General features: G+C 52.5%; 28 protein-coding genes. 20 read left to right on the top strand and 8 right to left on the bottom strand.

The annotated features are described in order from the left end of the window. Positions 1-9: 9 nt before the first annotated feature. The 13 genes from OCH02_RS08335 (at position 10) to OCH02_RS08275 (ending at position 12,239) form a co-directional block, all read left to right on the top strand. Positions 10-426, top strand: coding sequence for a hypothetical protein (locus OCH02_RS08335; RefSeq protein ID WP_261430752.1), 417 nt, complete (start codon positions 10-12; stop codon positions 424-426). Between the two features lie 163 nt (positions 427-589). After that, a complete protein-coding gene (locus OCH02_RS08330; protein ID WP_261430751.1) occupies positions 590-1,078 on the top strand; it encodes a hypothetical protein in 489 nt (162 codons plus the stop codon). Between the two features lie 147 nt (positions 1,079-1,225). Beyond that, a complete protein-coding gene (locus OCH02_RS08325) occupies positions 1,226-1,621 on the top strand; it encodes a hypothetical protein (RefSeq protein WP_198642656.1) in 396 nt (131 codons plus the stop codon). An 87-nt stretch (positions 1,622-1,708) separates the two neighbouring features. Next, complete coding sequence (locus OCH02_RS08320; RefSeq protein WP_261430750.1) at positions 1,709-3,907, top strand: hypothetical protein; 2,199 nt, start codon at positions 1,709-1,711, stop codon at positions 3,905-3,907. 5 nt (positions 3,908-3,912) lie between these two features. Beyond that, the gene (locus tag OCH02_RS08315) at positions 3,913-4,884 is read left to right on the top strand and encodes a hypothetical protein (RefSeq protein WP_261430748.1); all 972 of its coding nucleotides are present in this window, start codon (positions 3,913-3,915) and stop codon (positions 4,882-4,884) included. Further along, the gene (locus OCH02_RS08310; protein ID WP_261430747.1) at positions 4,877-5,998 is read left to right on the top strand and encodes a type IV secretion protein Rhs; all 1,122 of its coding nucleotides are present in this window, start codon (positions 4,877-4,879) and stop codon (positions 5,996-5,998) included. The genes OCH02_RS08315 and OCH02_RS08310 overlap by 8 nt, the downstream gene beginning before the upstream one ends. Then, positions 5,995-6,690, top strand: coding sequence for a phage baseplate assembly protein V (locus OCH02_RS08305; RefSeq protein WP_261430745.1), 696 nt, complete (start codon positions 5,995-5,997; stop codon positions 6,688-6,690). Before OCH02_RS08310 ends, OCH02_RS08305 begins: the two co-directional genes overlap by 4 nt. Continuing rightward, a complete protein-coding gene (locus OCH02_RS08300) occupies positions 6,687-7,076 on the top strand; it encodes a phage tail protein (RefSeq protein ID WP_232811214.1) in 390 nt (129 codons plus the stop codon). Before OCH02_RS08305 ends, OCH02_RS08300 begins: the two co-directional genes overlap by 4 nt. Beyond that, positions 7,073-8,197: a baseplate J/gp47 family protein gene (locus OCH02_RS08295; RefSeq protein WP_261430744.1), complete on the top strand. Its 1,125-nt coding sequence runs from the start codon at positions 7,073-7,075 to the stop codon at positions 8,195-8,197. Before OCH02_RS08300 ends, OCH02_RS08295 begins: the two co-directional genes overlap by 4 nt. Continuing rightward, complete coding sequence (locus tag OCH02_RS08290; RefSeq protein ID WP_261430742.1) at positions 8,198-8,860, top strand: hypothetical protein; 663 nt, start codon at positions 8,198-8,200, stop codon at positions 8,858-8,860. It begins immediately after the preceding gene. Positions 8,861-8,937: 77 nt separating this feature from the next. Beyond that, positions 8,938-11,397: a tail fiber protein gene (locus OCH02_RS08285; RefSeq protein WP_261430741.1), complete on the top strand. Its 2,460-nt coding sequence runs from the start codon at positions 8,938-8,940 to the stop codon at positions 11,395-11,397. After that, positions 11,397-12,023, top strand: a complete 627-nt coding sequence (locus tag OCH02_RS08280) for a tail fiber assembly protein (RefSeq protein ID WP_261430740.1) — start codon at positions 11,397-11,399, stop codon at positions 12,021-12,023. Before OCH02_RS08285 ends, OCH02_RS08280 begins: the two co-directional genes overlap by 1 nt. Positions 12,024-12,086: 63 nt before the next feature. Then, the gene (locus OCH02_RS08275) at positions 12,087-12,239 is read left to right on the top strand and encodes a hypothetical protein (protein ID WP_261430739.1); all 153 of its coding nucleotides are present in this window, start codon (positions 12,087-12,089) and stop codon (positions 12,237-12,239) included. A gap of 530 nt (positions 12,240-12,769) precedes the next feature. On the opposite strand, the gene OCH02_RS08270 is transcribed toward OCH02_RS08275, so the two are convergent. From OCH02_RS08270 to OCH02_RS08260, 3 genes are all read right to left on the bottom strand, one after another. Next, positions 12,770-13,459 carry an outer membrane protein gene (locus OCH02_RS08270; RefSeq protein ID WP_198642810.1) on the bottom strand — a complete coding sequence of 230 codons (690 nt, stop codon included), beginning with the start codon at positions 13,457-13,459 and terminating at the stop codon, positions 12,770-12,772. 382 nt (positions 13,460-13,841) lie between these two features. Further along, positions 13,842-14,237, bottom strand: coding sequence for a hypothetical protein (locus OCH02_RS08265; RefSeq protein WP_198642295.1), 396 nt, complete (start codon positions 14,235-14,237; stop codon positions 13,842-13,844). A 531-nt stretch (positions 14,238-14,768) separates the two neighbouring features. Further along, positions 14,769-15,731, bottom strand: coding sequence for a GlxA family transcriptional regulator (locus OCH02_RS08260; RefSeq protein WP_198642296.1), 963 nt, complete (start codon positions 15,729-15,731; stop codon positions 14,769-14,771). 213 nt (positions 15,732-15,944) lie between these two features. On the opposite strand from OCH02_RS08260, the gene OCH02_RS08255 reads away from it, so the two are divergent. Both OCH02_RS08255 and OCH02_RS08250 read left to right on the top strand, forming a co-directional pair. Beyond that, a complete protein-coding gene (locus OCH02_RS08255; RefSeq protein WP_261430738.1) occupies positions 15,945-16,640 on the top strand; it encodes a cysteine hydrolase family protein in 696 nt (231 codons plus the stop codon). Between the two features lie 1,624 nt (positions 16,641-18,264). Then, positions 18,265-18,672 carry a pyocin knob domain-containing protein gene (locus tag OCH02_RS08250; protein ID WP_261430737.1) on the top strand — a complete coding sequence of 136 codons (408 nt, stop codon included), beginning with the start codon at positions 18,265-18,267 and terminating at the stop codon, positions 18,670-18,672. A 24-nt stretch (positions 18,673-18,696) separates the two neighbouring features. Here OCH02_RS08250 and OCH02_RS08245 read toward each other — a convergent pair whose 3' ends face one another. From OCH02_RS08245 to OCH02_RS08235, 3 genes are all read right to left on the bottom strand, one after another. Continuing rightward, on the bottom strand, positions 18,697-18,987 hold the full coding sequence (locus OCH02_RS08245) for a DUF1493 family protein (protein WP_261430735.1): 291 nt from the start codon (positions 18,985-18,987) through the stop codon (positions 18,697-18,699). Beyond that, complete coding sequence (locus OCH02_RS08240; RefSeq protein WP_261430733.1) at positions 18,981-19,439, bottom strand: STM2901 family protein; 459 nt, start codon at positions 19,437-19,439, stop codon at positions 18,981-18,983. Before OCH02_RS08240 ends, OCH02_RS08245 begins: the two co-directional genes overlap by 7 nt. A 260-nt stretch (positions 19,440-19,699) precedes the next feature. Beyond that, on the bottom strand, positions 19,700-20,236 hold the full coding sequence (locus tag OCH02_RS08235; protein WP_261430732.1) for a DUF4136 domain-containing protein: 537 nt from the start codon (positions 20,234-20,236) through the stop codon (positions 19,700-19,702). Between the two features lie 165 nt (positions 20,237-20,401). Here OCH02_RS08235 and OCH02_RS08230 point away from each other — a divergent pair, with 165 nt between their 5' ends. Further along, positions 20,402-20,752 (top strand): DUF4377 domain-containing protein, encoded by a 351-nt coding sequence (locus OCH02_RS08230; protein ID WP_261430731.1) that lies wholly within the window; start codon positions 20,402-20,404, stop codon positions 20,750-20,752. 44 nt (positions 20,753-20,796) lie between these two features. On the opposite strand, the gene OCH02_RS08225 is transcribed toward OCH02_RS08230, so the two are convergent. Next, entirely contained in the window at positions 20,797-21,708 is a 912-nt protein-coding gene (locus OCH02_RS08225; RefSeq protein ID WP_261430730.1) for an aminoglycoside phosphotransferase family protein, read from the bottom strand. A gap of 148 nt (positions 21,709-21,856) precedes the next feature. Here OCH02_RS08225 and fabV point away from each other — a divergent pair, with 148 nt between their 5' ends. The 3 genes from fabV (at position 21,857) to OCH02_RS08210 (ending at position 24,185) form a co-directional block, all read left to right on the top strand. Next, positions 21,857-23,056: an enoyl-ACP reductase FabV gene (fabV, locus tag OCH02_RS08220; protein WP_012006373.1), complete on the top strand. Its 1,200-nt coding sequence runs from the start codon at positions 21,857-21,859 to the stop codon at positions 23,054-23,056. A gap of 434 nt (positions 23,057-23,490) precedes the next feature. Continuing rightward, positions 23,491-23,814, top strand: coding sequence for a hypothetical protein (locus OCH02_RS08215; protein ID WP_261430729.1), 324 nt, complete (start codon positions 23,491-23,493; stop codon positions 23,812-23,814). A 17-nt stretch (positions 23,815-23,831) separates the two neighbouring features. Then, the gene (locus tag OCH02_RS08210; protein ID WP_261430728.1) at positions 23,832-24,185 is read left to right on the top strand and encodes a hypothetical protein; all 354 of its coding nucleotides are present in this window, start codon (positions 23,832-23,834) and stop codon (positions 24,183-24,185) included. Between the two features lie 35 nt (positions 24,186-24,220). Here the strand turns inward: OCH02_RS08210 and OCH02_RS08205 are convergent, their stop codons facing one another. Next, a complete protein-coding gene (locus tag OCH02_RS08205; RefSeq protein WP_261430727.1) occupies positions 24,221-25,153 on the bottom strand; it encodes a LysR family transcriptional regulator in 933 nt (310 codons plus the stop codon). A 118-nt stretch (positions 25,154-25,271) separates the two neighbouring features. On the opposite strand from OCH02_RS08205, the gene OCH02_RS08200 reads away from it, so the two are divergent. After that, positions 25,272-26,369 (top strand): NAD(P)-dependent alcohol dehydrogenase, encoded by a 1,098-nt coding sequence (locus tag OCH02_RS08200; protein ID WP_261430726.1) that lies wholly within the window; start codon positions 25,272-25,274, stop codon positions 26,367-26,369. Positions 26,370-26,374: the final 5 nt, after the last annotated feature.

Raw genomic sequence — 26,374 nt, 5'->3', positions numbered from 1 at the left:
AACAACGATATGAACGAACAGAAAACCTTAGATGTGGCAGGTGCCAAAGTGACACTCAACCCGACGATGACCCCGAGTGAGAAGTTGATTCAGGCGGGCAACCGAGAAGTGACGGTGACCGACGTGCTGGGTCGGGTGATTGTGCTGAAAAAGCCGGACCCGCTGTCGGGCCTTGATTTCCTCAAGGCGGCGGGAGCCGGAGCCGATGGCATCAACATGCTGTATCTCTCCGAGGTCGCCCACCTGAAATATGTGGCGTCCATTGATGGTGATGTCGTCGTGACGCCAGGTACCGATGGCGAGCTGCGCGCGCTTTACAAGCGGTTGGGTGAGGAGGGCAATCTCGCCAGCGCCAGGGCAGTGGCCGAGCACTTCATTGGGCAGCAGGCGGCAGAAGAGAGCCTCCTTGAAATAAAAAAATCATAACGGACCCCGCCATCCGGGAGGCCTGTTGGCTGACCAAAAATAATGTGCCGTTTGATGTGGCCTTCTCCATGGGCGCAGCAAAACGCCAGGGACTGGCGGTTATTTTTGGCGAGCTGGAGGGCGGTGAGTTCGATCTCCACACCATGAGCTGGAAGGAACGCAAATGAAAGAGCTGAATGGGCTGCTTGGTGCAGCCCTGCATTTTGCCGCCCTGGAGGTTGCGGTGCACAAAAAACTGCATGAAGGGATCGAGGTGGTGGCGCAACGTATCGAGGACACGGCCAGAGAGGAAGTCGGCCATTACCAGGACGCTATCGGCCCCTTTCCTGCGTGGGACCCGCTGGCCCCTGCCACGGAGGACGAAAAGGCGCGGCTGGGCTATCCACTGGATGCGCCATTATTGCGCACCGGCGACATGCAGGGGAGCTTTTCGCACGAGGTTAAGGGGCTGGAGGCGGTTATCGGCTCAACGGACGACAAGCTGGTGTACCACGAGTTTGGCACGGCCAAAATGCCACCGCGCCCGGTACTGGGACCCGCAGTGGAGCGCAACGAAAAGTTCATCAAGCGCATTCTGGGTAAGGCGGCGGTATCGGGCTTTGTGGATGGCGTGCATATCCATTCATCGCTGGGCTACGACAAAGAGTACTGACGGAGCAGGCCTTTCGGCGTTCTGTCGCGGGATTGATCTGTTTTAACGATCGTTCTCGCTGCATCGATCGTTAAGTCCTATTTGATGCACCCTTCAATACATCCGTATGCTCTCACTGGATTTTTACTTCATTGTGAGGGGAATAAAATGTCTCTGAGTGACAAGGACACTTTCATCCAGCATAGGATGCAGGTGATTATGGCAAGGGGTTTTTCCCGCGAAGATGCTGAATATCAAGCGAGTGATGAGTGGCGTATGGAAGCGAGCAGAATAAAACGAAGTGATTACGTCAAAGGACAGAGTCTAATTAATCGATTGTCTATAGGCTATGTATGGATCGTGAAGTATTTTTCTGTATTCCTTTCTTCATTATTACTGTTATCGGCTTTAGTAGCTGGAATTTTTTCACTTACTGCAACAGATACCACCTCGGGTAGTGCACCTTATTATGCCGCTGGTGTTGCCATGGGCTTCTTTGTTTTGTTTATTTTGTCGTGTGCACTTTTGCTCCTGGTTCGCATTGAAGAAAACACCCGAAAATAAACTGCTACGTTTCGCATAAATAACGCGTTCATCAACATGCCCAGCCTCAATGCTGGGTTTTTTTATCGCCAAAATGTGGAGAATGCGATGGACATCGAAGCCTATAAAGTCGCCGTCAGGCTCACGCTAACCGAAAATATCACCAAGGGGTTGATGGCGATATCTGGCAAGTTTGCCACCGCCAACCGTGATGCTGAGGCGTTTCAGAAGCGGCTGGAGAGCATCGGCAAAATGACCCTGGCCGGGGGGGCGCTGGTCGGCGTTGGTCTGATGTTGACCAAAGGCATTGACGCGACACTGAAGTCGGCAAAAGACCTCATGATGGCACAGGCTGACTTCAAAACCCTGAATCTCTCAGCGGCGCAAATGGCTCAGGTTAACGGCACGGCTGCCACGTTGTCCCACCAGGTACTCGGCTCCACGATCGCTGGCAACATTCGACTGATCCAGGACTTGCACACCGCCTTTGGTGACCTGAACCACGCCATCGCAACAGCACCCGAGTTCACCAAATACGAAACCACGCTGAAAATGGCACTGGGTGAACACGCCGCAGACGGCGCGGTTAATGCGATGGCGAAGGCGCTGGAGCACCGTGGCGGTGATGTGCTGACCAACCCGGCAGAGTTCAAAAAAGAACTGGCGATGGCATCGCAGGTCACGCTGGCCACCAAGAACAGGGTACGGGCGCAAGATTTCCTGCTGGCGTCACAAACCGGCGGTATGGCGTATTCCTTCCTGTCTGACCGCTATTTGTATGGCAATCTGGCCGCATTGATGACGATGTTCAAATCTGGCGATCGTGTCGGCACCATGCTGATGACCTCGTTCAGTTCGCTGGTCGGCGGTCATATGGACCAGAAGGCGAAAGGGTTTCTGGCAACGCTGGGCCTGGGGGATGAAGGGGTAAGCAAGGAAAGAATTCAGTCGATAAAAAATGCCATGAAGGGACTGAGTCCCGAAGATAAAAAAATCTACATGCAAAGTCTGGGGGCGGAGAAAATCCTCAGCGGCGGCCTGAAGGCCTCATTCGCCACGCTGTTTATGCATGACCCGGATAAGTTTGTTTCTGTTCTGGAGGAAAAAATCCGGAATAAATACGGACAAGGGTTAAGTGATGATCAGGTGGCGCAGATTATTTCTGCCAACTTCAATAGAAAAACAGGTGACTTCTTAGCTGCGCAAATTAAAAACAGGGCAAAGCTTGAAAAGGATTCACATGTATTCAGAAATGCCATGGACTTCAATCAGGCTTACGATAATTACCTGAACTCGCCTGATGGTGCCGGTATCGCGTTAACATCCAGCTGGACCAATTTAAAGGCTGTGCTGGGTATGCAGCTCTTGCCGACGGTAACGAATATGACGCTGGAATTTGCTCACCTGATGGATGTGATAAGTGATTTCACGGAGAAGCATCCCTGGGCGGCCAAAATTGCGATGTACTCGGTTACTGCGCTGGCGGGGATCACATTGTTATCCGGCGGTATATTGCTGCTGGGTTCGGTTGTTTCTGCGGCTGGGTTGATTGGGTTACCTGCAATGATCACCGGTATTATGGGTTCTCTTGGCGGCCTTGCTGAAATTCTTGGCGGTCCGGTGGTTTGGGCGATCACGGGTGCGGTGGTGGCTGGTGCGTACCTGTATCGACACAATAAGGATGTGAAGAAGACGGTCAATCAGATGGGGAATGAGTTCGCACAAATCATGAGCGAAGTCTGGGCCAGGTTGAAACTCGCCATGCAACATTTTTCCGAGCTTGTCGTTTCAGGGTTTCAATCGCTGTTCAATTACATCATCTCCATGATGAACGCATTGCCGGGTGTCAATATCAAGCCATTGACCTTTGGGGACGATTATCATCTCGGTAATGTGCTGGATAATAAGGCCGATGCATTACGCGGTCTGATGACTGATGCGGGTATTCCTAATGCCGAGAAAACCAGTGAAAAACACGCGGCGGCAAACAGCGTGGCACCCAACGCAGATGTTGGGAAAGGGAGTTACCACGATCAGTTCAAAGCCGAAATGGAGCGACAGAGCAACAAATCGAAAGACAAGGATAGCTACGGCCAGCAGTATGCTGCAGCTATGGGGGGGAGCCCCTATATCAGACCGAATACAGGCCAACCTCTTCACGTCACGACCCATACTCACCTGGATGGCTGGCCGATAGCCAAAACAGTCACCAAGATCCAGGCGAAAGAAGCCCAACGTTCAGCACGCTCAACCCAAAGCACCTTTGATCCGACGATGGCACCGCCCACCGTTGCGCTCGGGAGATAATCACCATGTCTTTTACCCGTTTAACTCTCACCCATTCAGTGACGGGGGAGAGATTTACCTTTGCGCGCTTTGAGCTGCCAGAGCATTTGCCGTTTGGCGGTGAACAGGCGCTAGTGGTTCACCGACTTGTTGGGGGCGTTAAACACATCGACGCCCTGGGCCCCAATCCCACGCCGCTCACCTGGAGCAGCTTTTTTGTCGGCAACAACGGACTCAGCCGGGCGCTGTACCTGGACGGGGTTCGCAAGTCCGGCGTGCCTGTAACGGTAACCTGGTCCGAACTCAGCGTCCAGGCGGTGATAAAAAGCCTGGCGTTCGATTTCCTGATGCCGTACCGCATTGCCTACCAGATAACGCTGGAGGTGGTGCAGGACCTGACGACACCGGTTGAAGTGATAGCGACACCCAGCCTTGACCAACTGGTGTTTGACGATATGTCGGCGTGCCAGGCATTGGTAGACAGCCTGGGCATTCCCGAACTGTCGGATGCCTTTAACGGGCTAGTGGACACCGTCAACACCATCAATGACTTTTCCACGGCGGTGACCAGCGAGGTGAAGGGCGTGCTCTACCAGATACACGGCGTGCAGATGTGTGCCAACAACTTATTGTCGTCGGCAACGTTGTCGATACAGCAACTGACCACGCTGGGCGGCGTGCTGCCGAACAATACGCTGACGCGCAATGTGCAGAACTTTGCCAACCAGAGCACGGCGGTGACGCAGACGGTATCCCTGGTGGCGCTGAACAAGACGTTGGGGCAGTTGTCGCTCAACCTGGGGCAGATAGCGACCAGCGGTAAGGTGGTGACGCTGGCCGGCGGTGACCTGTATACGCTGGCCGCGCAGACCTACGGCGATGCGATGGGGTGGGCGTCGATTGCCCAGGCCAACGGCTTAACCGACCCGGAAGTCTCCGGTGTCGCGGATTTGAACATCCCCAAAGTGGGAACAACGGACGGGGTGCTGCGTGGCTGATATCAATGACCTGTCCTCCCTGGGCTCAGTGCGGTCCCCGCGCGGGGTGGTGAAAGTCGGCGGGGACATCATCACCGGCTGGCAGTCGCTGGAGGTGGAGAACAACGCACACCGCAGTGCCGATACATTTCGGGTGGTGTTCGTGCTGGACCTGTTGCCGTCCCAGCGCAACGCGCAGTGGTTTGCCGGTCAGCGGCTCATGGACATTGAAGTGCTGACGGGGTTCCCCAAGGACCCGCAACATTACACCCCGGCAGAGCTGGACAGCCTGATACTCGGGCGGGTGGACGATATCACGCTGGACCTGCCAGCCGGGACGCTGGAGTTGGTCGGGCGGGATAACACGGCTTTATTTATCGATACCAAGACCAGCGAGCATTTCGCCAACAAGACCTCCAGCCAGATAGCGCAGACGCTGGCTGAACGCCACGGGCTGAAATCCGTGGTCACCCCCACTACCCGCATGGCCGGGAGTTTCTATAAAAGTGATTTCGTGGACACCACCCAGCAGCAAAGTGAATGGGACCTGCTTAGCTACCTGGCGAACGTGGAGGGTTTCGACCTGTACGTCAAAGGTTATACGCTGTACTTCACCCAGCGGGCAGCACCGTCTCCGGATCATTACCGCATCCAGTGGACGCCACCAAGCCAACATCAGGGTTATGCCTGGGCAAATATCATTGATTTGCAGTTCAGCCGGAACCTGACCATTGCCAAAGGGATATCGGTTGAGGTGAGAAGCTGGAACAGCAAGGCCAAGAAGGGCTTTAGTGCCTTCTGGCCTAAGCAGGGCAAAACCACGCGCCCCGGACAGTCCGCAGCACAGACGCAGCGTTATCGCTATACCGTTCCCGGGCTGTCACAGGACGCAGCTCAGCAACGCGCGCAGCAGCTCTATCAGCATATTGTCAGCCATGAGATGAAACTGACGGCAAGCATGCCAGCGGATAACCTGCTGTCGATTTCCCAGACGATATCAGTACTGGGGACAAATACCGATTTTGACCAGGTGTATTACCCAGAAACCATCACCCGAACACTGAGTGTCGATGAGGGATACCGCATGAACATCACTGCCAAAAACACCAGCCCCGACCTGGAGGTCACCTCATGATGAACAGCCTGCTCAACACTCTGCGTGCGGCGTCTCAGCAGGCGGCGCAGACGACGGCCACCACGCGACAGGGGGTAGTGACCAGCTATGATCCTGACGCTTATGCCATCCGGGTGATGTTGCAACCGGACAACACTCTGACGGGGTGGCTGTCGTTGAAATCACCCTGGGTAGGTAACGGCTGGGGCCTGTTCTGCCCGCCGTCTATCGGCGACCTGGTGGAAATCGATTATCAGGAGGGGGCGGCCGCTGCCGGTTCGGTCGGCTGGCGTTTTTACAATGACGAGGATAAGCCGCTCCCCTGTCCGAGTGGCGAGTTTTGGCTGGTTCATCGGTCGGGTTCGCTGCTGAAATTTCACAACGACGGGGGCGTGGAACTGGTGACCGCCGGTGATCTGCGCGAGACCGTCAAAGGCGATTACCACCTGACGGTGGAAGGTAACGCCACGACGGAAGTGAAAGGTACGCAAACGACGACAGCGCAAGCCATCGACCTGAACGGTGAGATAGGTCTGAATGGACCGATATCGCAAACCGTTGCTGAAGGAGCGGATGCCAAGGCGTTGCTGATTGGGCCGCTGACGGTGAAAGAGGGGGCAACCGTGAAAGGTATTCAGGTGGAAATACACGACCATGAGGTGAAGGGTATTAAAGCAGGCGGTGACACGGTGAAATCGGAGGGGCCAGAATGAAACTGCTGGATCTGGACCATTACATCGGTGGGGATATCGGGGTGTCCTCTGGCGGAGACCTTCAAGGGGTGTCTGATACGCTACGGGGGCAGCAGCGCGTGCTGCGCCGCTTGTTGACCAACCCGCGCACGCCCGGGGATGCCGGTGATTACATTTTTCACGGTGATTATGGCGCAGGACTGCCGAAGCGGGTGGGTGAGCTGGCGAACATTCCCGAAATCACCGCCCTTATCCGCGGGCAAATAGCGCTGGAGGCGGCAGTCGCGAAATCCCCCGCGCCGGTTATCACCGTCAGGGCCATAACGAACGGCATCGCTGTGGCTATTCGCTACACCGATGCCCAGACGCTGGAGCCGGTTTTCCTTTCTTTTGATGTGAGTCGATGAGCATGGAAACAAAAGACTTTAACACGCTGGTGTCCGAGCAGGTGACGGCGATACAGGGCGGCAGCTCAAATCTGGTGGATACCACCATCGGCAGTATATTGCGCGCTGTGGTCGAAGCCTACAGCGCGGTGGCGATGTGGTTGCAAAGCCTGGTACTGAACCTGCTGGCGTTGACCCGGGCGGCAACGTCATCCGGTCCTGACCTGGATTCCTGGGTGGAGGATTACGGCGTGACGCGCATCGGAGCCACTTATGCAACGGGATGGGTGCGCTTCTCTCGTTACACGTCAACCAGCCAGGCGGTCGTTTATGTGGGCAGTACCGTACAAAACAGCGAGGGTTCGCAGCAGTACAGCGTGCAGGTGGATGCAACGGACGTAAACTACAGCGCTGACCTGAACGGCTATGTCCTGGCTCCGGGTATCCAATCCATTCAGGTGCCGGTACAGGCGCGGGTAGCCGGTGAAGACGGTAATGCGGTGATTGGGGCCATCAATACCTTGGGCAGTGCCATGCCGGGTGTTGATACGGTCAGCAACGAGGCGAGCTTCACCAATGGAAGTGATTCAGAAAGTGACCCGGAACTCAGGGCGCGCTTTATCGACTATATCGCCTCGCTGTCCAAGGCCACCAAGGGGGCGATCGGCTACGCGACCTCGTCTTTCAAAGAAGGAGTGACGTATCAGCTGTTCGAGAATCAGAACTACGACGGCAGCGAGCGTCTGGGGTTCTTTTTTGTGGTGGTGGACGATGGGTCAGGACATCCCACCGAGACGCTGCTGTCGTCGCTGTATAACGCCATCGATGCCGTGCGGGGATTCACGGTTGTTTTTGCGGTCTACGCGCCGACCGTCACCACCGCTGATGTGGCGATGAGCATCACGACAGCGCCGGGCTATGATCGCGCCGACCTGGCCAGCAAGGTTAAGGATGCGGTGACCAATTACATCAACGGGCTTGGATTGGGGGCCAGTCTGCCATATACCAGTTTGCCTGGGGTGGCCTATGACGTTTCTCCTGCCATTACCAATGTGGCCGGTATTCTGCTCAATGGCGGAGGACTGGATATTGTCGTTGATGGCAAGCAAACCATCAAGGCTGGCACGATACAGGTGGCATAAATGGCAACTGGAGATAAAAAAGACCAATTCAGGAGACTCAAGCGATTACTGCCGCAGTCGTGGTTTGGCGATAACTCAGGGGTGATTGATGCGTTGTTGCGGGGTTTCGCTCACGTCAACGCGCAAATGTTCGCACTGATCGCGTATGCAAAACTTCAGACCCGTATTAATACCGCCACGGACGGCTGGCTGGACATGATTGCCTATGACTTTTTCGGCAATGATTTGCCACGTCGTCCGGGACAGACTGATGATTCGTACCGCGCCTGGATCAAGGTCAATCTGTTCCGTGAGAAGGCGACCCGTAAAGCTATTGTGCTGGTTGTCAGAGAACTGACGGGAAAGAGCCCACTTATCATTGAACCGGCAAACCCGGTTGATATCGGTGCTTATGGTGGACCCATGATCGGCTACGGCGTGGCGGGTAGCTACGGTTCTTTGGCAATGCCGTATGAGGCTTTTGTGACCGTTTATCGCAGTGTTGGGGATGGCGTCGCGGATATCGCGGGGTATGGCATTAGCACCGCAGGCTATAGCATGTCGAGCTGGGGGGCTTACGCATCAAAAAGCATGGCTGATGGTTATCTCAGCGATGCGGATATTTATGCTGCCATCGACAGCGTAAAAATGTGCGGCACCCGCGTCTGGGTGCGCATTCTGTAACAACCCCCTGATTCATTTTTTAACACCGACGACCAGGTATTGCACCTGGTCGTTTTCGTTTGCTTTGGAGATACACCTTGGACAGAAAAATTGTTTATCCCGGCGCGATACCGCTGGAAGATGACCTGTTGCAAACCAACCGATTTGCGATGGTTGGGGTGGCAAAACTTGCCAGCGCCATTATGGGGACATCAACGTACCTGCATGGGCTGGAATGCCGTCCGGCACAACCGGCATCCCTGCATGTCACCGTCGCGGCAGGCGAAATTTACAGCCTGCAGAATGTTGACGGTACGACGTATTCGTCGCTGGATGCGGACACCCACAGCATCCTGAAACAGGGTATTTTGGCGGACGGCGTCACATTGCCGCTTACTGCGCCGAACACAGCCGGGTTCAGTGTTAACTACCTGGTGCAGGTGGCCTATCAGGATGTAGACACAGAGAGTACGGTGTTGCCGTACTACAACGCCTCTAATCCGACGCAGGCCTGGCACGGCCCAAACAACTCGGGCAGTGCACAGGGAACGGTCCGTGCAGGGGTGTGCAGCGTTAGCATTAAAGCAGGTGTGGCCGCAACGACGGGCACCCAGACCACGCCGGGTGTCGATACCGGGCATGTGGCGGCGTATGTGGTGACAGTGAAATCAGGACAAACCAGCGTTACTGCTGCTGACATTGCCCTTGCGGCCAGTGCTTCTTTCCTGCCAACTGACGGGCTGGTTGTCGGTATTCAGTCCGGTGTCATGAACTACGCGCCAGACCACGGCCAGGCCAATGTGTACATGGCCGAGTATTGCCCGCCGGTAACTGGGTTGGTTGATGGGCTGAAGTTGACGTTCAAGGCGAACAGCGCGAACAGCGGGACCTCAACGTTCTCACCCAACGGCCTGGCTGCAGCACCGATTTATTCTAACGTGCATACGGCGTTGAAGGGCGGGGAAATCTTGGCAACCGGCTTGGTCGAGGTGGAGTGGAATAGTACGTTCAATGCCTGGGTGCTTGTGAACACCAACCTGGCATCAATCAGCGAGGGCCTTGTCCGCTCAGTCAACACTCACAAGCCAGATGCTAGCGGGGACGTAAAGCTGGGCACCGCTGCTGATGCTGATGTCCAGACAAGCCAGAGCGACACCACCCCTGGACGTCTGATTCCTTTTGGGAACTACGGCCTGGCTCCCTCGCTGCCAGCAGCTACAGGAGTAGACCTTAATACCCTTCAGACCTATGGGCTTTATATAGTAAGTAATGTGAAGAACGGACCGTTTAATGGTGACATTGGGGCGATGTTTATTTATGTCTCGACGTGGCAGTCCGGTACAGGAACTGCAGGGTACCGCATCACTCAGGAGGCAATCGGTTATGGTCAAAGTGCCAGCACTGCCAACCGTGTAGCACGTCGTTCATTCAATGGAACGGTATGGACCGGTTGGCAGGAATTCTATTCAGAAGCCCACAAACCCACAGCGGCAGATATTAATGCCGCCGACGTACGCAACAACTTCGCCGCCAGGATGGGCATTTCCCGCGTACTGACTGGCGCCAATAAACCCACATCTCCAGGCGTCTGGAGTGTGGAAAACAGCACATGGACGCCATACCCGTACGGGACTCTTTATGTAACAACCAACAGTGCTGATTTGAGCGCAACGCCTGGGAATGACAAGTTTATTCACTACCTGTTCATCGCCCATGGAACAGGAAATAAGTTGTTCGTTGCGACTGACGTCAACGGCACGTTCGGCGGTTGGTTCGGTTATGTCTCATCAAAAGGCGGTGCATTTAGTGGACAGGTCATTGCCCCAAACTTTGCCACCACTCCAAATGCGATGCCAGTAGGCGCAGGCGGGTATGCTGATCAGCTAAGTACCCAGGCTCCATTCTTCCAGCCTAACTGGCAGTGGCCGGTGAATGCTGGCGGTATCTTTGTTCCCATCGCCAAAGGCACATCAACCCGCAAAGATAATGGCTACCCTACGGCAGTCACCTACGGTTACCTGATGCCGGGCACTAATGAATTTGCTCATCCCACCATACACGTACGTGGTGATAACAATTTTGAATGTATCTGGGACTTTAACCCGCAATCCGGTGCTATCAGCAGTAAAGCGGGCACAGTTGCCGTACTCGACATCGATATACCGCCGGGCATTATCCACGCATGGCCAGGCGAGACCCCACCGGCTGGCTGGTTGATGTGTAACGGTTCCGGGTTCAGCCCGAGCTTTTGCCCCTTGTTGGCGCGGGTATTCCCCAACGGCCAGGTACCCGACCTGCGTGGTGTATTCCTGCGCGCCAAAGACAATGGCAAGGGTTATGACCCTAACCGTGATCTGTTGTCCATCCAGCCGGGGCAGGCTCCGGCTTCAGCCATTGGCGGCGGCGACTGGGGAAACTACGCCGGGCGTGATACCGGACATACGGCAACCACAGGGACGGACAACAGCGGAAATTATCGCGTTAAACAGGAAACCGAGCAGCAGCGCGAAACCCGCCCCGTCAACGCAGCCATTAACTACATCGTGAGAGCAGCATAATGACCCAACCAAAATACACCCTTGATTTTGAACATGCCGTTTTAGGTCCTGAAGGCTGGGCGACAACGGCTGGCTGGATACTGACGTACCAGTGCGCCTACAGTGCCACCCGTGAATTTACCTCCTGCTACTGGCAGTATTGCCAACTGGGCGTAGGTATCGCCGCTGGCTCTTACACCGACAAGCCAACGCTGCCGACTGAAGACAACAAAGCCATTCGCCGCACCGAAGACGGCACCGCCTGGGAGATTGTTGATGACTATCGCGGGCAACTGGCCTACAGCACCGATACCGGCGAATCCCGGACGGTTGATTACCTGGGACTGATTATCACCGGCTGGACGCTACTGGCCCCACAAACACCGTATGACAAATGGGACGGTACCCAGTGGGTGACAGACAAAGACGCCCAGCGCGCGGCGGAAGTAGCGGCGGCGGCGGAAAAACTGAAACAGCTTCAGGATGAAGCCGATGAGGTTATCGAACGACTGGAACGCGCCATCAAATACGACATGGCTACGGATGAAGAGAAAGCCCAGCTCGAAGCCTGGGAGCTCTACAGCGTACTGCTGAGTCGCGTTGATACCGGTGCAGAGGGGATTGAATGGCCGGATAAGCTGGAGTAGGTCAGATTTTATAGGGGCTACTCTTCGTCATCATCGTGATCGTTAAGATTGAGGGTGAGCAGCATGAGAAGAATGAACAGTATGGCGATGGATGATGCCATTAACCAAAGGAATGTAATGAGTTCAAAAGCCATTGATGCGTCCCTGAAAAATGGCGGCAGCCCCAGCCCATCTCTGCGCTTCCCTGCTACCGGAGCTGCCATTGCTTGGTGGTAACGCTCAGCCCGTGAGTGATACTGGAACACCTGCGATAGTGTTGCTGAGCATTACCATTGATTGGGTGGTGGGACTCAGCTCACGTAGAACTGCGCGCTAACACATCCTACGAAAATATTGCTGACTCCCACCATTGATAGGTGGCGCAGCATCACCCAGATAGCACCGATGCTGTGCCGTTACTCCCTAATGAGAGGAGCAAGGCGAATGTATGGACGGGGGATTTAGCGCGTCAATGGGAAGGTGGTTTCAGGGTGTAACTGTGTTAGTGTAAAGTTTAATTCGAAGTTTTGGAACGCTACAGCGTGCCACTGAGTCGTGTTGATTCGTGTGGCGAGAGAGAGTGACCGGAGTTTCCAGCCTAAAGCAAAAACCCGGCAATGCCGGGCTTAATCGTAATTACTTTGCTTATAACGCGGTGCTTTTCTGGATGATATGCGAATAGCCAATACTGCCATTATGGCACCGGCAACTAAGGTGACTATAATCCCTGCGATGCTTGTGATTGGCATCTTGAGACCTGAAGTAGATTAGAAGTGATAATTTAATTTTACTGTTGTTGTGCTAAAGTCCGTTTTGAAATTGCGCTCGCCTACTGATGGATAATTAGGGTCGGATAAATAAACCGAGTTAGAACCTAAGTTAGTATAGAGATATTCAATGCCACCAGAGAGGTTATCATTGAATTTATACATAATGCCTGCACCTACATTAGCCCCAGCAGCTATGTTAGATGCGTTTGTGTTGTATTCTGAAATTTTACAACCATTGGTTGCGCTTACTAATGACTTATCACATCCAAGAGAATACTCTTCTTTAGCAATGGTTACCCCTGCCGTGAAATAAGGCAAAAACTGTTCAATAGCATAACCAATTTTAACATTAAATGAACCTGATTGCTTTATTGAGTTTTTTCCATAGTATGGACTGTATTGATTATTATCTCGATCTTTCCAATCTTTCTTAATATCATTTAAAGATAATCCGCCTTCAACTCCTAAAACAATATTGTTTTCAAATTGCCAATTGTGACCGAGTTGAATACCACTGGCGATTCCTTTAATATCTTGCTTGACAGCATCACTATTACTATGGTCTTGACTGTGGCCCCAGCCATAGCCAATATTTGCACCAGTATAAAATCCTTCCCAACTTGCTGTGGATGCAATTGCTCCACCTGATAATAGTAATAACGTTGCTGCTAGTAATGATTTTTTCATAATAATTCCGTTAAATTGTTTGGGTGGCAACCTTCAGCCCATGTTCAGTGCTAACGCCCGTTAGCTGGTAAAGCTGAAGGTCACCATTGTTGGCGCAGCACCGCCGATCCTTTCAGTAGTGCCCCGCCGTGCTTATGCAAGCAAACGGAAAATCACAAAGGGAGATAGTGAGTGTCAATGACTGAGGAAAGGTCAGTGTGTTTTGGCGGTCTCATTTGGTTTTGCTGTGGCTGTGGTTGTCTATGTAATGCGGTGATGTGGTGGGGCCGCATGGAGACCGGAAAGGCGCTTGTCCCCGTTTTATCTGTTGGCAGCCTGAAAAACAGGCTGCGCAACTTTTGCTAACTTGTCTAAGCTAATGTGACTGAATTCACAATGTTAATCAATTGTGAACAATATATTGAATGCCATCAATTATCCCGTTTCCATCCATGATAACTACTACAATATTTGCGTGATCTTCTCTCAGCCATGCGTTAGCCCCAGTCAGCATGGTTATAATCGCACCATTAACTACTTCAGAATTAGGGTCCGCAGTATGCGTCAGAAAACCAAAAGTATCTGTTGTTGATGGCCACATAGAGTCTAAATTATTATAATAAGTAAACGTAAAGCTCAAAACAGCTGAACCCATATTAACGTTCGCTTTTCTAGATTCAAATGCGGTTATTTTTTGAACGACATAACCTGTAAAACCATTATCCAGAACCACTTTCCCTTTTTTCTTTAATTCAGCTAACTGCGCTTTCGATAACGAGTTGCTTTTTAATGAAGTCATAATAATTTTCCTTAAAATTTGAGTGATTACTATCATTGAATATGAATAGGTAGCGACTCGGAGCATATGCCCTGTGAATTCACCGAACGCCGCCATTGGGCGGCAACCAAAGCCCTTATAGTGAACGCCTGTGGGACGGACAGTATTGTTGGCCTTGGTCACTATTGGGTGGCGAAGGAGCGTCTACGGCATAAACTTATCCCGCGCCGTGCTTTTGCAAGCAAACGGAAAATCACAAAGGGAGATAGTGAGTGTCAATGGCTGAGGAAAGGTCAGTGTGTTTTGGCTGTCTCAGTGGGTTTTGCTGTGGCTGTCTATGTAATACGGCAAGGGGCGGTGCAACATGGAGGCTGGAAAGGCGCTCATCCCCGTTATATCTGTTGACCGTCTGAAAAACAGGTAGCGCAACGTTGGCTGATATCACGCAGTTAATGCGACACAACCATTTCAAATGTAGGCTACTACATCTAGTGAATTATGCTGAATTTGCCTGTCTGACGGGGAAGATAATAAAAACAAATTGTTAGTTCATCAACCGCAGCTGCCCCGAAACTCACGCCGATAAAGTGAGGGAGATGTTTTGAACTGCTGCTGGAAATGCCTGCGCATCGACAACGCCGAACTGAAACCAGATTTCTGCGCCACCAGTTCCACGGGCTGATCGGTCTTTTCTAAAAAGCGTTGCGCCACGGCCAGCCGCTGATTCAACAGCCACTGCGTCACGGTGGTGCCGGTGGTTTGCTGGAAGCGGCGGGTAAAACTTCGGCGGCTCATGCAAGCTTTTTCACAAATCACATCTAGGCTGAGTTCGATTTGCAGATTTTCGGAGGCCCAACTGAGCGCTTCCATAAAACGGTCGCCGCTTGCGGTGTTATAGACAGGTCGCTCAATGTATTGCGCCTGCCCCCCCTGCCGGTGCGGAGGCACCACCAGCATTCGCGCCACGGCGTTCGCGGCATCGGCGCCGCAGTGCTGACGCACCAGATGCAGGCAACAGTCGATACTGGCAGCCGTACCAGCAGAAGTCACGATGTCGCCGTCGTCCACATACAGCACATTCCGGTCTACCGAGATGGACGGATACAGCCGTACAAAATCCGGCATCCAGTGCCAGTGAGTGGTAGCCCGGCGGTTATCCAGCAGGCCTGCCGCAGCCAATACAAAGGCCCCCATACATAATCCGACAATCCGCACGCCCCGCGAATGGGCGCGTTGCAGGGCTGAGATAAGTTTAGCGGAAGGTGCCTGCTGCGGTGTGCTCCAGCTTGGCACTATCACCATATTACAGGACTCAAGTGCGCCAAGCCCGTGCTCGGCGAGGATGGAAAAACCGGCATTGGTGCGCAACGGCCCAGCTTCAGTCGCACAGATTTTCAGACTATAGGCCGCTTCGCCCTGCGCATTCAGCGCTTTCTCGAATACTGCGCAGGGCACCGACAGGTGAAACGGGATGATGTCTTGAAAAACCACAATACAAACGTTAATGACGGACATAACACTCCTTGTTGTTCGCAGATAATTATCGAGTAAGAGATCAAAAATACCATTTTGGCGCAAAAATACCGCTTTTGGTTACTGAGCTGTCTGTGGCGATACATAAGAAACGCGCAGAATGGTCGCCAACGCAGACAGGGTTACCCATGCGGAAATCTGTTTGTGATTCACCCCAACGGAACGGGATCTGCATGATCTCATGGAGATACTACAGTGAAAAAACTACTGGCTTACAGCGCTCTGGCGCTTTCAATGGCGACGACAGCAATGACTATGAATACTGCAAATGCACAAACTCACTCAGCACCGACTATCCGCACGATGAGCAGTGCCCCGGCAACAACCTCATTACAGACAGGAGAAACGGCTCTGATTGTTATAGATTTCCAAAACGAATACTTTACCGGAAAAATGCCTATTCCGGATGGCATGAAAGCGCTGAAGAAAGCCCAGGAGTTGGTGAAATTTGCGAATGACAATAAGATGCCTGTGTTTTTCGTTCGTCATGAAGGTCCGGCTGACAGTCCGCTGTTCGCCAAAGGCACGACGTTCTCAGAATTCCATAAAGATCTGCAACCTGCTGCTGGCGACAAAGTGATCACCAAGGCGACACCGAGCTCCTTCGTCGGTACGGATCTGGAAAAACAGCTGAAAGATCTGAGCATCAAAAAGATCATCGTGACCGGTCTGATGACTCACATGTGCGTCTCTTCAACGGCGCGTGACGCTGTGCCACTGGGCTTTGACGTGATCATCCCTGAAGATGCCACGGCAACCCGTGACCTTGACACCTGGAATAATAAAAAGGTAGATCACGCTACGTTGCAACGCTCTGCACTGGCCGGTGTAGCTGACGTTTTCGCCGAAATCATGACCACCCAACAAGTGATGGCGCTGCCGGTTAAGTAATTTCGCCGTCGCCTTGCTGCACACTTTTTTCGGCTCTGTCGCACTAAGCTGTCGTCAGGTAACATGCTGTTTTTTTATGATGTTGCCTGACCATGCCCTTGACCCGAAATACCTTCAAGCGTCTGTGCTATCCCGTCGATATCATTGCCCTGTGCGTTCGCTGGTAACCGGTCGAGAAATGGATCGCGGTCGAAACCTTGTCACATACGGGTTTATGGTGACTTAATAGCAGAAATTGTACCTGAAATGGCTCGTGGTCGCGGACACAAACTGTCAACCAAAAAAGACCGCCATTACCAGCAAAGAACGGCGGTAATTGAGATTATATATTAGAACGAATGTGCCCCTGTCAGTAAGGGTATACATTGGCGATTGATCAAATTATGTTCTATAACAACCATCGTACTTTTCTGCGCGTGACGCAGATCACATGGTTCGCCACTGGCTGCCGTGCTGGACCATAGCGTGTTTCGTTTTCTGTGACTACCCAACTTCCCTTCCCAGTTCCGCCGTTGTCATGCTCTGTACTTCACTGAAACGGAATAGGTACTGAAAATGGGTGGTGAATTGGAGTATCGGGCGACTAACTACTTAAACGATGAGCCTATTGCCCCTGCGCTTGGGCGCTATGACTTGGGGCCGCAGGGAATAACCAAGGATTGGATTAATGGATTACACACCAGATCGCCCCGAGCCAGAAATTTTCTCTGTGAAGTAAACAGTCGGGGGAATTTGAGGATGATAGATGGCAACCTGTTCGCGTTTCTTCCGGAGGAGGATTTGATATATAGGGGAAGGGGTTCTTTAACACTACCAGCGTATGTTAGCGAAAGTAGATCGGGTACCGTGATATATCAAGCTGGGTTGGTATTTGACGAGCGGATTGAGGCTGGCAGGTATCATGGCAAGGTTACGCGGCGCAACGTCGTGATTGACACACTTTTCGATAATAGAAAAGGGCTTCGTTATCGTTATGTGGATCGCTATAACTGGAATGGGAGCTAACATCAGGCATCAGTGTGCTGCTTTGCTTAGCGGAGGTAGAAAAATTAATGGCGACCGGTCATCGATTTTTTGATGAAGTTGCCTCAAATCAAACGCGAACTTCTCCCGAACTGATCCGAGAATATTGATAACTATATGAAGTTAAAGGCTAGATAAAGAAGTTAAAACAAGGTGATTTTTAATCTAATTCAAAGATATCACTCTGATTTTAAATGAAAAAATACTGTATTTGCCATTAAAGGAATCGTATTCGGTCTTTTTTTATGCTGTTGATTTACAACATAAAAATGTCAATCTCCACGAAAATACACGAAATTTCCACGGATTTTGATATTCGGACTTTTACAGCATCACGTACTCTTTCCCCCTCGTAGATCCATCGCCAAAGAAAACCACGGTGGCATCGCATTTGCAGTTTCTCGTATGGAGGTGTATTGCACTAACTCCAGCCGCTCACGCTTAACCACCACTTTGGGCACGCGTGGGTGTAACGGGGTTAGCGTGTGTGACTGCGGATGACCAGCTTATCTCAGCTGGCGAAGGAACGGCGACAATCAGTGTTACCGGGGATATTTCGGGGTAAAGTGCCAGTAGAGTTGTAAAAGTTACCGCCGCTCCTGTGGTATCTGATTTTCTGTCCATCAAAAAGAATCTTTCCGAGATCGCCAAAGCAGGCGAAATAGCACAAGCCGAATCGCAGAAAAATCTGGGGTTAGGGGTGTTGGCCACCCAAGACACTCTCACGGCGGAAGATACCGGTGCTGTGCCTGTTGCCGATAAGACACTGCCTGCCAATACGGATTTGAACGCCATTACCGAGCCCGGTGAATACTTCCAGAACGTGACCAGCAATGCCACGTTGGCGCTGAATTATCCTGAGGCAGTGGCGGGGGCGCTGAAGGTGTATAGAACTGGGTCGGATGCTGGCGCTTGTCGCCAGGTGTATATGCCGTATAACTCGACGGTTGAACACCGGCGTTACGCTTTTGGTGATCCACTGGTGTTCTCTGCGTGGAAGGCATATTGATGAAGATGGCCGGCGAGTGCCGGCCTAATACAGCCAGCAGCCAGCCTTGGCGGATGCAATCAGCATATTGATAGTGAGAGGTTTTGATTGTGTCTTACTGCCGGGAAAGTAGGTAGTGAAGTCCAAGGCATCATGCTCAAGGTGAAATTCTGTGAAAATTTCATCCAAAAGTTCCATGGCTTCCTGCTCATCCATTCCCATGGTGTGATTCAACGAACTATCACCAGTAAGAATCTGCTTCTTAAACGTTAGCCAGGAGCGTCCGTTATAAGGTTCCACCAGTTCAAAAATGCGCGCTTCAATTTTATCTACCATAACTTGTCGGCACCTCGCGCTATTCTGTTGTACTTAACCGTAGATCTGAATGAAATCTCTGTTATGTCTTTTGCAAGGATGACCCACCCAAGAACAGGGACCGCACGGCCTACAAATGTACCCATCTTCCTTACCATGCGCAGTCTTAGGGTTGAAGGAGGATAGCCTCCGATTACCGACGGCATTTTCAACCCGAGTGGAAACATTCTATTTCCAAACACCTTTCTAGCTTGTCGGGAAGCCAAGGAAGTATCAGGTATCGCCGTTCTAAATTTCCCTCGTGTTGGTGAAATATTTCTTCCCGCATGGATAAACACTACGGCGGCTATATCCTCAATACCTAACTGAGTGGCCGTTTCTTCGCAGAAGATCATGAAAAATAGTTCACTGGCACTCAGGCTATACCTTCCAGCATAGAAATACGTCCCACCCAATTCCTCAACCGTATCCATAACTTTTACTTGTCCATTTAGTTGCCGCCCAATATATCAACTGGAGCGAAGGTTTCTATACAGGATGCTGATTTGGGAAAATTGCCTGGTTTTCATTCTGAGGTGTCTTGCGGGAGACTGCCGCTTTGCTTCGAGAGAAAAATAGTTATGCCCGGCGGTGTAAACGTTGGCTTTTGAGGGAGGGCGAAAACCCCTTGACGGGATACGAGGCGGTATTAAGAGCACCCGACACTTGGGTACTCTTAATTACCAATTAAAAATCAGTTGCTTGCCGGGCCAGCTTTAAAGGTATAAGTGGCAAACAGCGCGGTCACCGCCTGTTGGATCTGGGCCTGGCTGGCCGGTGTACCCTCTGAGTTCAGCGTATTACTGGCGGTTCCACGCCAGACCAGCTGTTTCTTCTTGCTGTCCACCAGGTCGACCGTCAGGGTACCTTCGGTATAGCTCCAAACGGTTTGATTATAACCACCCCAGCCGGCATAACCTCTGCGGCCGACCGGCACCGGAGCGTCATTCACCTGCACCTTGTCTTGTTTCATCGCGCTGCTGTACACCAACAGATCTGGTGTCGCGCTGGCTTTATAACCACGTTGTTCCAACTGTTGTTTAATCGCCGATTGAATGTACTTGCCCGTCAGCGTCTGGTATTGCCCAGCAGTTTCTGTGGCAAAGCCGTAGGTGTGATACTGGGTGAAGTTGGCGCTGTGATCATAATCACTGGTCACCTGCGGCTGGCTGGCACAGCCTGACAAAAAAGCCATCGAACTCGCGATGAAAATATAAGGAAGTGAACGCATGGAAAACCCCTTTAGGATTATTGATTTCATAAAGTTAGACTCAGAAGTTGTGGTTGGCAAATGGCGGCTGTACTCGCGCTATTAAAATTTCGGAACACGCCGCTGGCCCCGACAGCCGTAGCTTTGTTACTATCACCGCACCTAAAGGCTTAATGGTGCATTACATTGAAAATCAAAGCGTTATTATTTGTTGTCCTGGCCGGTCTGGCCGGCTGCAGCCAAGAGGGAGCGACAGTGAGTCAACCGGTGAATAAAGACGGAAACCATACGGAAGTGTTGCTGGTGAACAGCGCGCTGGTAAATTGTACGGGCGTTGCCCCCATGAAGTGCATGCAGGTGCGTCATTCCGCGCAAGAGCCGTGGGGATTGTTCTATACCGGGATTGAAGGTTTTACTTTTGAACCGGGCTACAACTACCGCCTGAAAGTGCAGGTGACGGAGGTGGAAAACCCGCCGGCCGACGCTTCTTCACTGCGTTATACGCTGATAGAGCAGTTGGAAAAGAACAAAGCCTGATAGCCGTTTGATAGGCCAGGAATGTATGTCCTGGCCTGATAATCTCAAAGCGTTAACCCCATCTCTGCCGCAACCTGCTCAATCTGATAGCGCGAAGTCCGCGCCAACGCAGGATCTTTTTCAACGTAATACGCATACGCAATCACGCCAATCGATAATGCCCAAGCGCGGCCACGCAGCCAGGTGGCTTTATCGGTATCCACGGCGCGTTTAAAATCCTCGCGGTTGTCCTGGCTCAATAAATTCCACGCGACAATCAAATCTACCGCCGGATCGCCAATCGCCATACCGCCCCAGTCGATCACCGCCGCCAACTTACCTTCGTTGATCAGCAGGTTGCCCGGTTGGATATCGGTGTGGATCCAGCATGGGCCAGCGCTGTTCTCCTGTCTCTGGCTAACGGTTTCCCACACGTACAGAAGAATATCCGTATCGAGATAGTCACCGCATTGCGCTATCGCGCTGCGCGTGAGGGCGTCTCTGTCGCTAAGCGGGCCGCCGCGATAGGAGGTCAGGCTCTTTTGCAACTCAGGATCGGCAACAGGGATGGCATGCAACGCGTGGACAAATTCCCCTAACTGTTGCGCCAGCCCGTGGCTGCCTTCGCCGCAAACCGGCATTGTCCCATGGATCCAACGGCCTACGCACCAGTTGAAAGGGTAGCCTGATTGGGGCCGCCCCTGTTCTAGCGGAACGGGAACTGGGACCGGCAGATAACGGGATAGCAACGGCGGGTAACGGTTTTCCCGTTCAAGCGCAGCCGCCGCTGACGGCGTGCGCGGCAGACGAATATAGAGCTCATCGCCCAGCCGCAGCATCACGTTATCGGTGCCGGCAATAGCGACCGGCGTTATCGCCAAAGCCGCCCACTGCGGAAACTGGCTGGCGAGCATGGAAGTCACCAGGTTGAGATCAATATCCACTTCGTCGGCGTGTAATTTGGCGATAAAACTCATGTTGCGGTCTTCCTTTAAGGGGGGATATAACCAGCACAACTGGTCTGTTCACTGCACTTGTTGCGATTCTGCCACGCACCCAGCTTAAGTATATTGTGAAAATCAGGTATATTGTCCTTCGGTTTTTAGCTACCAAGAAAAAATTACTATGATTATCAAACCTAAAATTCGTGGTTTTATCTGCACTACCGCTCATCCGGCAGGTTGTGAAGCCAATGTCCGTGAGCAAATTGCCTACGTTAAGTCACGTGGCGAACTGAAAAACGGCCCGAAAAAAGTGCTGGTGATCGGTGCTTCCACCGGTTACGGCCTGGCGTCACGTATCAATGCCGCATTCGGCAGCGGTGCAGCCACCATCGGCGTATTTTTTGAAAAGCCGGGCAGCGAAGCCAAAACCGGTTCTGCCGGCTGGTACAACTCTGCTGGTTTTGACAAGGCAGCTAAAGAAGAAGGCCTGTACGCGAAAAGCGTTAACGGCGACGCGTTCTCCAACGAATGCCGCCAAACGGTTATCGACCTGATTAAACAGGATCTGGGCCAGATCGACATGGTGGTTTACTCGCTGGCTTCGCCGGTGCGTAAAATGCCGGAAACCGGTGAAGTAGTGCGCTCCGCGCTGAAACCTATCGGCGAACCGTACAAATCCGTGGCGCTCGATACCAACAAAGACGTGCTGGTTGAAGCCGTGGTTGAACCGGCCAACGAGCAAGAAATTGCTGATACCGTCAAAGTGATGGGCGGCCAGGACTGGCAGCTGTGGATGGACGCACTGGAAGAGGCCGGCGTGCTGGCGGACAACGTGCAGGCAGTGGCTTACTCCTACATCGGTACCGATCTGACCTGGCCAATCTACTGGCACGGTACGCTGGGCAAGGCAAAAGAAGATCTGGATCGCGCGGCTCTGGCCATCGATCAGAAACTGAAGGCCAAAGGCGGCGCGGCTTACGTTGCCGTGCTGAAGTCGGTGGTGACTCAGGCTTCTTCTGCTATTCCGGTAATGCCGCTGTATATCTCTATCGTCTTCAAAATCATGAAGGCTCAGGGGATCCACGAAGGTTGCATCGAGCAAATCCAGCGTCTGTTCGCCACCAAACTGTACAGTGGCACGGCACCGGATACCGATGAGAAGCACCGTCTGCGTCTGGACGACTGGGAACTGCGCGACGACGTGCAGAACACCTGCCGTGAAATCTGGGCACAGATCAACGATAACAACATCAATGAGTTGACCGATTACCTGGGCTATAAGGCCGAGTTCCTGCGCCTGTTTGGTTTTGGTCTGCAAGGTGTTGATTACGAAGCCGACCTCAGCGGTGAAGTTAAGTTTGATGTGGTTGAGTTAGTCTAAACCCGTCGGGCAGAGAAAGAAGGCCGGGAGAAATCCCGGCCTTTTTTAGTTCTATCATCCGGTTTATTTTTAGTTGAATTATTTCCCACCTTTTTGAAACATAATGCAGTTTTTCTCGGTACGCTCTGCGGTAGAATTCGAATTAATAAACTAAAAAAAGTAATTTTTTATTTACTGCCATTAATGGTTAAGTTTATTTTAAAAGCGAATATACAACGGCGAAACAATAGGCTAATCAAGGGCATTAGATCGTTAACTGACTAAATATATTATTTCTACCAATTATTAACCTCAGTGCTTTCTCTTTCATTGGTGTTTAGTTTTTATCAATTAATCTGTTTGTTACCCGCGCGTCGTTGATTAAATCATCAAGGGAGTTCTCGTTAATATAATGAGAATGAGCCGCCGTATGGGCTTTAATGGAGTTTAGGCTTTTGAAATTGTCTTCTGTAATGACGACAGCGCTAACTTTGCTGGCGTCTTCCTGTTGCTGTGCGTTTGTCGACAAGACTCCGTCTCATGCCCCCGTGGATAAGGATAACGCCGCCGTTGACTATCGGCAGCGGCTAAATGGAATGTTGCAACATATCTGGTATGTAGAGCAAATACGCGCGGAACAGGCGCAACTTGCCACTTTACGCGCTCAGCGCAAAGCACTGGAGTCGGCTATTCGCCAGCGGGAATGCGAGGTGGCCACAGCGTCATCGTCTGTCGATCAACGGGCGGTGGGCACGTCATTGGATCCACGGGGTAACTGAATTTTGGGAGTGTATCGATGAAAAGGATCTTTCTCGCCTGTGTGGCGCAGTGCTACTGCCTCAGCGCCCTGGCATCGTTTGATTTTCAGTACCACGCCGAACCACCGCTGGATAATAAAGTCGCTGATAGCTATCAGCAGAAACGCAGCGTGCTGAAACATAAGATATGGAGCGCTGAAGCTCTGGCACAGGCTAATGATGCGGCAATAGCGCAGGAACAACAGCGTGTGGCCGCCGACCGGGCAAACCGAAAACGCTACAATGCCCAGTATGGCGAATATCGCTGCGGTAAAAACAAACAACAGCATGGCAAGCCTTGTTACCCTTCGGGTGGGGCGGTTGATTTCCCCACTTTTAAGCGCTATCGCTGAAGCGGGTAGCCAAGATCAGAACTGCCGTCGAAGCGCTATTTAACTGCGCCTTTTAGCAGCAGCGGCGGTACCTGTATTACCAGGAAATCTACCAGTGCGCGTACCGAAGGCAGCATACCGCGACGGGTCGGAAATACCGCATGCATGATCAGCGGCGCACAGGCCCATTGTGGCAACACGCGCACCAGTTCACCTTGCTCCAGTGCCTGATGGCAGGTGATATCCGGCAGTAGGGCGATGCCCTGGTGTTGATAAAGCGCACTGCGCACGATGCCCCATTCGCTGCACATTAATCGCGGGCGAACGCGGACTGCACGTTTTTCCTCACCGGGGCCTTCCAGGTCCCAGGTCTGCTCTTCACCCACGTCGATCAAGGTTAACAGGTCATGCTCACTCAACTGTTGTGGGTCGGTCAATTGTGGGTGTTGCGCCAGATACTGCGGTGTGGCAACCAGAACACGCACGCTTTGGCCCAGCTCACGGGCAATCATGCCTTCACTCATGTCTTTACGTTGTCGTAGACGCAGCGCCACATCAATTTTGTCGGCCACAGGATCAAAGCGGCTGTCAGTTGCCAGCAGCTGTATCTGAATACCGGGATTGGCGGCCATAAAGGCCGGCAGGCATGGCGAAAGAAGTACATCCGTCGCCAATTTGGGACAACTGACGCGCACTAGCCCAGAAGGTTCTGCCCGACTTTGGTCGATCAGCTCTTGGGCTATCTCTGCCTCGCTGATTGCTATCTGTGCATGTTTCAACAACAGCGAGCCGGTTTCCGTTAACTTGACTCGCCGGGTCGTGCGTTGGAATAGCAACACACCGAGGCGCTCTTCCAGCGCCAGCACGCGGGCGCTCAGTTTTGACTTTGGAATGTCTAGCGCACGGCTTGCGGCGGAAAATCCGCCGTACTGGGCAACCTGCGCAAAATAATAGAGGTCATTCAGATCCTTCAATATGCCTTTCTGCATCACATATTGTCCTTGATTCTAGAACAGTGAATCAGAGTATGGCATCTTTTTACGCCCAATAGTGCATCTTATACTGCCCCACATCGACGCAATAGCATCAGACTCAGTGGGAGATGACATGGAAATTACAGCAGCAGTCAGTGAGAACGCGGCGAGAGGATTTACCCTCAAGCAGTTACAGCTTGGAGAACCTCGCGCTGATGAGGTGTTGGTGAAACTGGTGGCCACCGGCCTGTGTCACACCGACATTGCGGCACACAAAGGCGTTATACCTATGCCTGGGCCGGTGGTGCTCGGCCACGAAGGTGCTGGGGTGGTGGTGCGAGTGGGGGCTGCGGTCAATAAGGTGGCGCCCGGAGATCATGTCGTGTTGTCGTTAGCCTCCTGTGGCACCTGTGACAAGTGCAGTATCGGCATGCCGACCTATTGTCGCCAACATGTCCCGCTGAATTGGCAAGCTCAGCGTGCAGATGGTTCGGTCAGCCTGCGTGATGAGAGTGGCGATGTACACAGCCATTTTTTCGGTCAGTCCTCCTTTGCACAATATGCGGTGGTTAACGCCAGCAGTGTTGTGCCTATCGATAGGGAAATCCCTCTGGAATACCTCGGGCCGTTAGCTTGCGGATTGATGACAGGCGCGGGTGCCGTCATTAACACCTTGCGAGCACCGGCGGGTTCAACACTGGTGGTTTTCGGTCTGGGGGCCGTGGGGTTGGCCGCCGTGATGGCGGCCCGCGTGGTGGGGTGTGGCCAAATTGTCGCCGTGGATATCAAGGAGAACCGTCTGACGCTGGCCAAAGAGCTGGGAGCCACGGTGGCGATCAATCCGAAAACGGCAAATGTCGCGGAAGTGCTTCATCAACTGACAGACGGGTATGGCGTGGACTACAGTGTTGAAGCCGCTGGGCACGCGGGCGTAATGGCCGATGCAGTAAAGGTGCTGTCGGAAAATGGCAAATGCGTGCTTACCGGCGTGGTACCGCAGGGCGAATCCTTGCCACTCGACATTATGCATTTGATTCGCGGCCGGGCGGTGCAAGGTTCCATTATGGGCGATGCGGCACCGACGGTATTTATCCCCATGCTGGCACAACTCTTCCAACAGGGGCGTTTCCCTATCGATCGCCTGATCCGTTTTTATGCCATGAATGATATCAACCAGGCGATGGTGGATTCACAATCCGGTGAAACCATTAAAGCCGTTATTCGTATGTAATCCCT

It is taken from the genome of Serratia quinivorans (genome assembly GCF_946227985.1).
Taxonomy (GTDB): domain Bacteria; phylum Pseudomonadota; class Gammaproteobacteria; order Enterobacterales; family Enterobacteriaceae; genus Serratia; species Serratia quinivorans_A.
The sequence above is the reverse complement of the archived record's forward strand: the minus strand, read 5'-3'. Positions and strand labels throughout refer to the sequence as shown.

What these genes read in the sequence shown, in the direction of transcription:
- OCH02_RS08235 (WP_261430732.1), bottom strand. Translation starts at nt 20,236, where the DNA reads ATGCGTTCACTTCCTTATATTTTCATCGCGAGTTCGATGGCTTTTTTG.
- OCH02_RS08200 (WP_261430726.1), top strand. Translation starts at nt 25,272, where the DNA reads ATGGAAATTACAGCAGCAGTCAGTGAGAACGCGGCGAGAGGATTTACC.
- OCH02_RS08320 (WP_261430750.1), top strand. Translation starts at nt 1,709, where the DNA reads ATGGACATCGAAGCCTATAAAGTCGCCGTCAGGCTCACGCTAACCGAA.
- OCH02_RS08290 (WP_261430742.1), top strand. Translation starts at nt 8,198, where the DNA reads ATGGCAACTGGAGATAAAAAAGACCAATTCAGGAGACTCAAGCGATTA.
- fabV (WP_012006373.1), top strand. Translation starts at nt 21,857, where the DNA reads ATGATTATCAAACCTAAAATTCGTGGTTTTATCTGCACTACCGCTCAT.
- OCH02_RS08305 (WP_261430745.1), top strand. Translation starts at nt 5,995, where the DNA reads ATGATGAACAGCCTGCTCAACACTCTGCGTGCGGCGTCTCAGCAGGCG.
- OCH02_RS08265 (WP_198642295.1), bottom strand. Translation starts at nt 14,237, where the DNA reads ATGACTTCATTAAAAAGCAACTCGTTATCGAAAGCGCAGTTAGCTGAA.
- OCH02_RS08275 (WP_261430739.1), top strand. Translation starts at nt 12,087, where the DNA reads ATGAGAAGAATGAACAGTATGGCGATGGATGATGCCATTAACCAAAGG.
- OCH02_RS08245 (WP_261430735.1), bottom strand. Translation starts at nt 18,987, where the DNA reads ATGGTAGATAAAATTGAAGCGCGCATTTTTGAACTGGTGGAACCTTAT.
- OCH02_RS08325 (WP_198642656.1), top strand. Translation starts at nt 1,226, where the DNA reads ATGTCTCTGAGTGACAAGGACACTTTCATCCAGCATAGGATGCAGGTG.
- OCH02_RS08300 (WP_232811214.1), top strand. Translation starts at nt 6,687, where the DNA reads ATGAAACTGCTGGATCTGGACCATTACATCGGTGGGGATATCGGGGTG.
- OCH02_RS08270 (WP_198642810.1), bottom strand. Translation starts at nt 13,459, where the DNA reads ATGAAAAAATCATTACTAGCAGCAACGTTATTACTATTATCAGGTGGA.
- OCH02_RS08315 (WP_261430748.1), top strand. Translation starts at nt 3,913, where the DNA reads ATGTCTTTTACCCGTTTAACTCTCACCCATTCAGTGACGGGGGAGAGA.
- OCH02_RS08335 (WP_261430752.1), top strand. Translation starts at nt 10, where the DNA reads ATGAACGAACAGAAAACCTTAGATGTGGCAGGTGCCAAAGTGACACTC.
- OCH02_RS08280 (WP_261430740.1), top strand. Translation starts at nt 11,397, where the DNA reads ATGACCCAACCAAAATACACCCTTGATTTTGAACATGCCGTTTTAGGT.
- OCH02_RS08260 (WP_198642296.1), bottom strand. Translation starts at nt 15,731, where the DNA reads ATGTCCGTCATTAACGTTTGTATTGTGGTTTTTCAAGACATCATCCCG.
- OCH02_RS08240 (WP_261430733.1), bottom strand. Translation starts at nt 19,439, where the DNA reads ATGGATACGGTTGAGGAATTGGGTGGGACGTATTTCTATGCTGGAAGG.
- OCH02_RS08330 (WP_261430751.1), top strand. Translation starts at nt 590, where the DNA reads ATGAAAGAGCTGAATGGGCTGCTTGGTGCAGCCCTGCATTTTGCCGCC.
- OCH02_RS08225 (WP_261430730.1), bottom strand. Translation starts at nt 21,708, where the DNA reads ATGAGTTTTATCGCCAAATTACACGCCGACGAAGTGGATATTGATCTC.
- OCH02_RS08210 (WP_261430728.1), top strand. Translation starts at nt 23,832, where the DNA reads ATGAAAAGGATCTTTCTCGCCTGTGTGGCGCAGTGCTACTGCCTCAGC.
- OCH02_RS08295 (WP_261430744.1), top strand. Translation starts at nt 7,073, where the DNA reads ATGAGCATGGAAACAAAAGACTTTAACACGCTGGTGTCCGAGCAGGTG.
- OCH02_RS08205 (WP_261430727.1), bottom strand. Translation starts at nt 25,153, where the DNA reads ATGCAGAAAGGCATATTGAAGGATCTGAATGACCTCTATTATTTTGCG.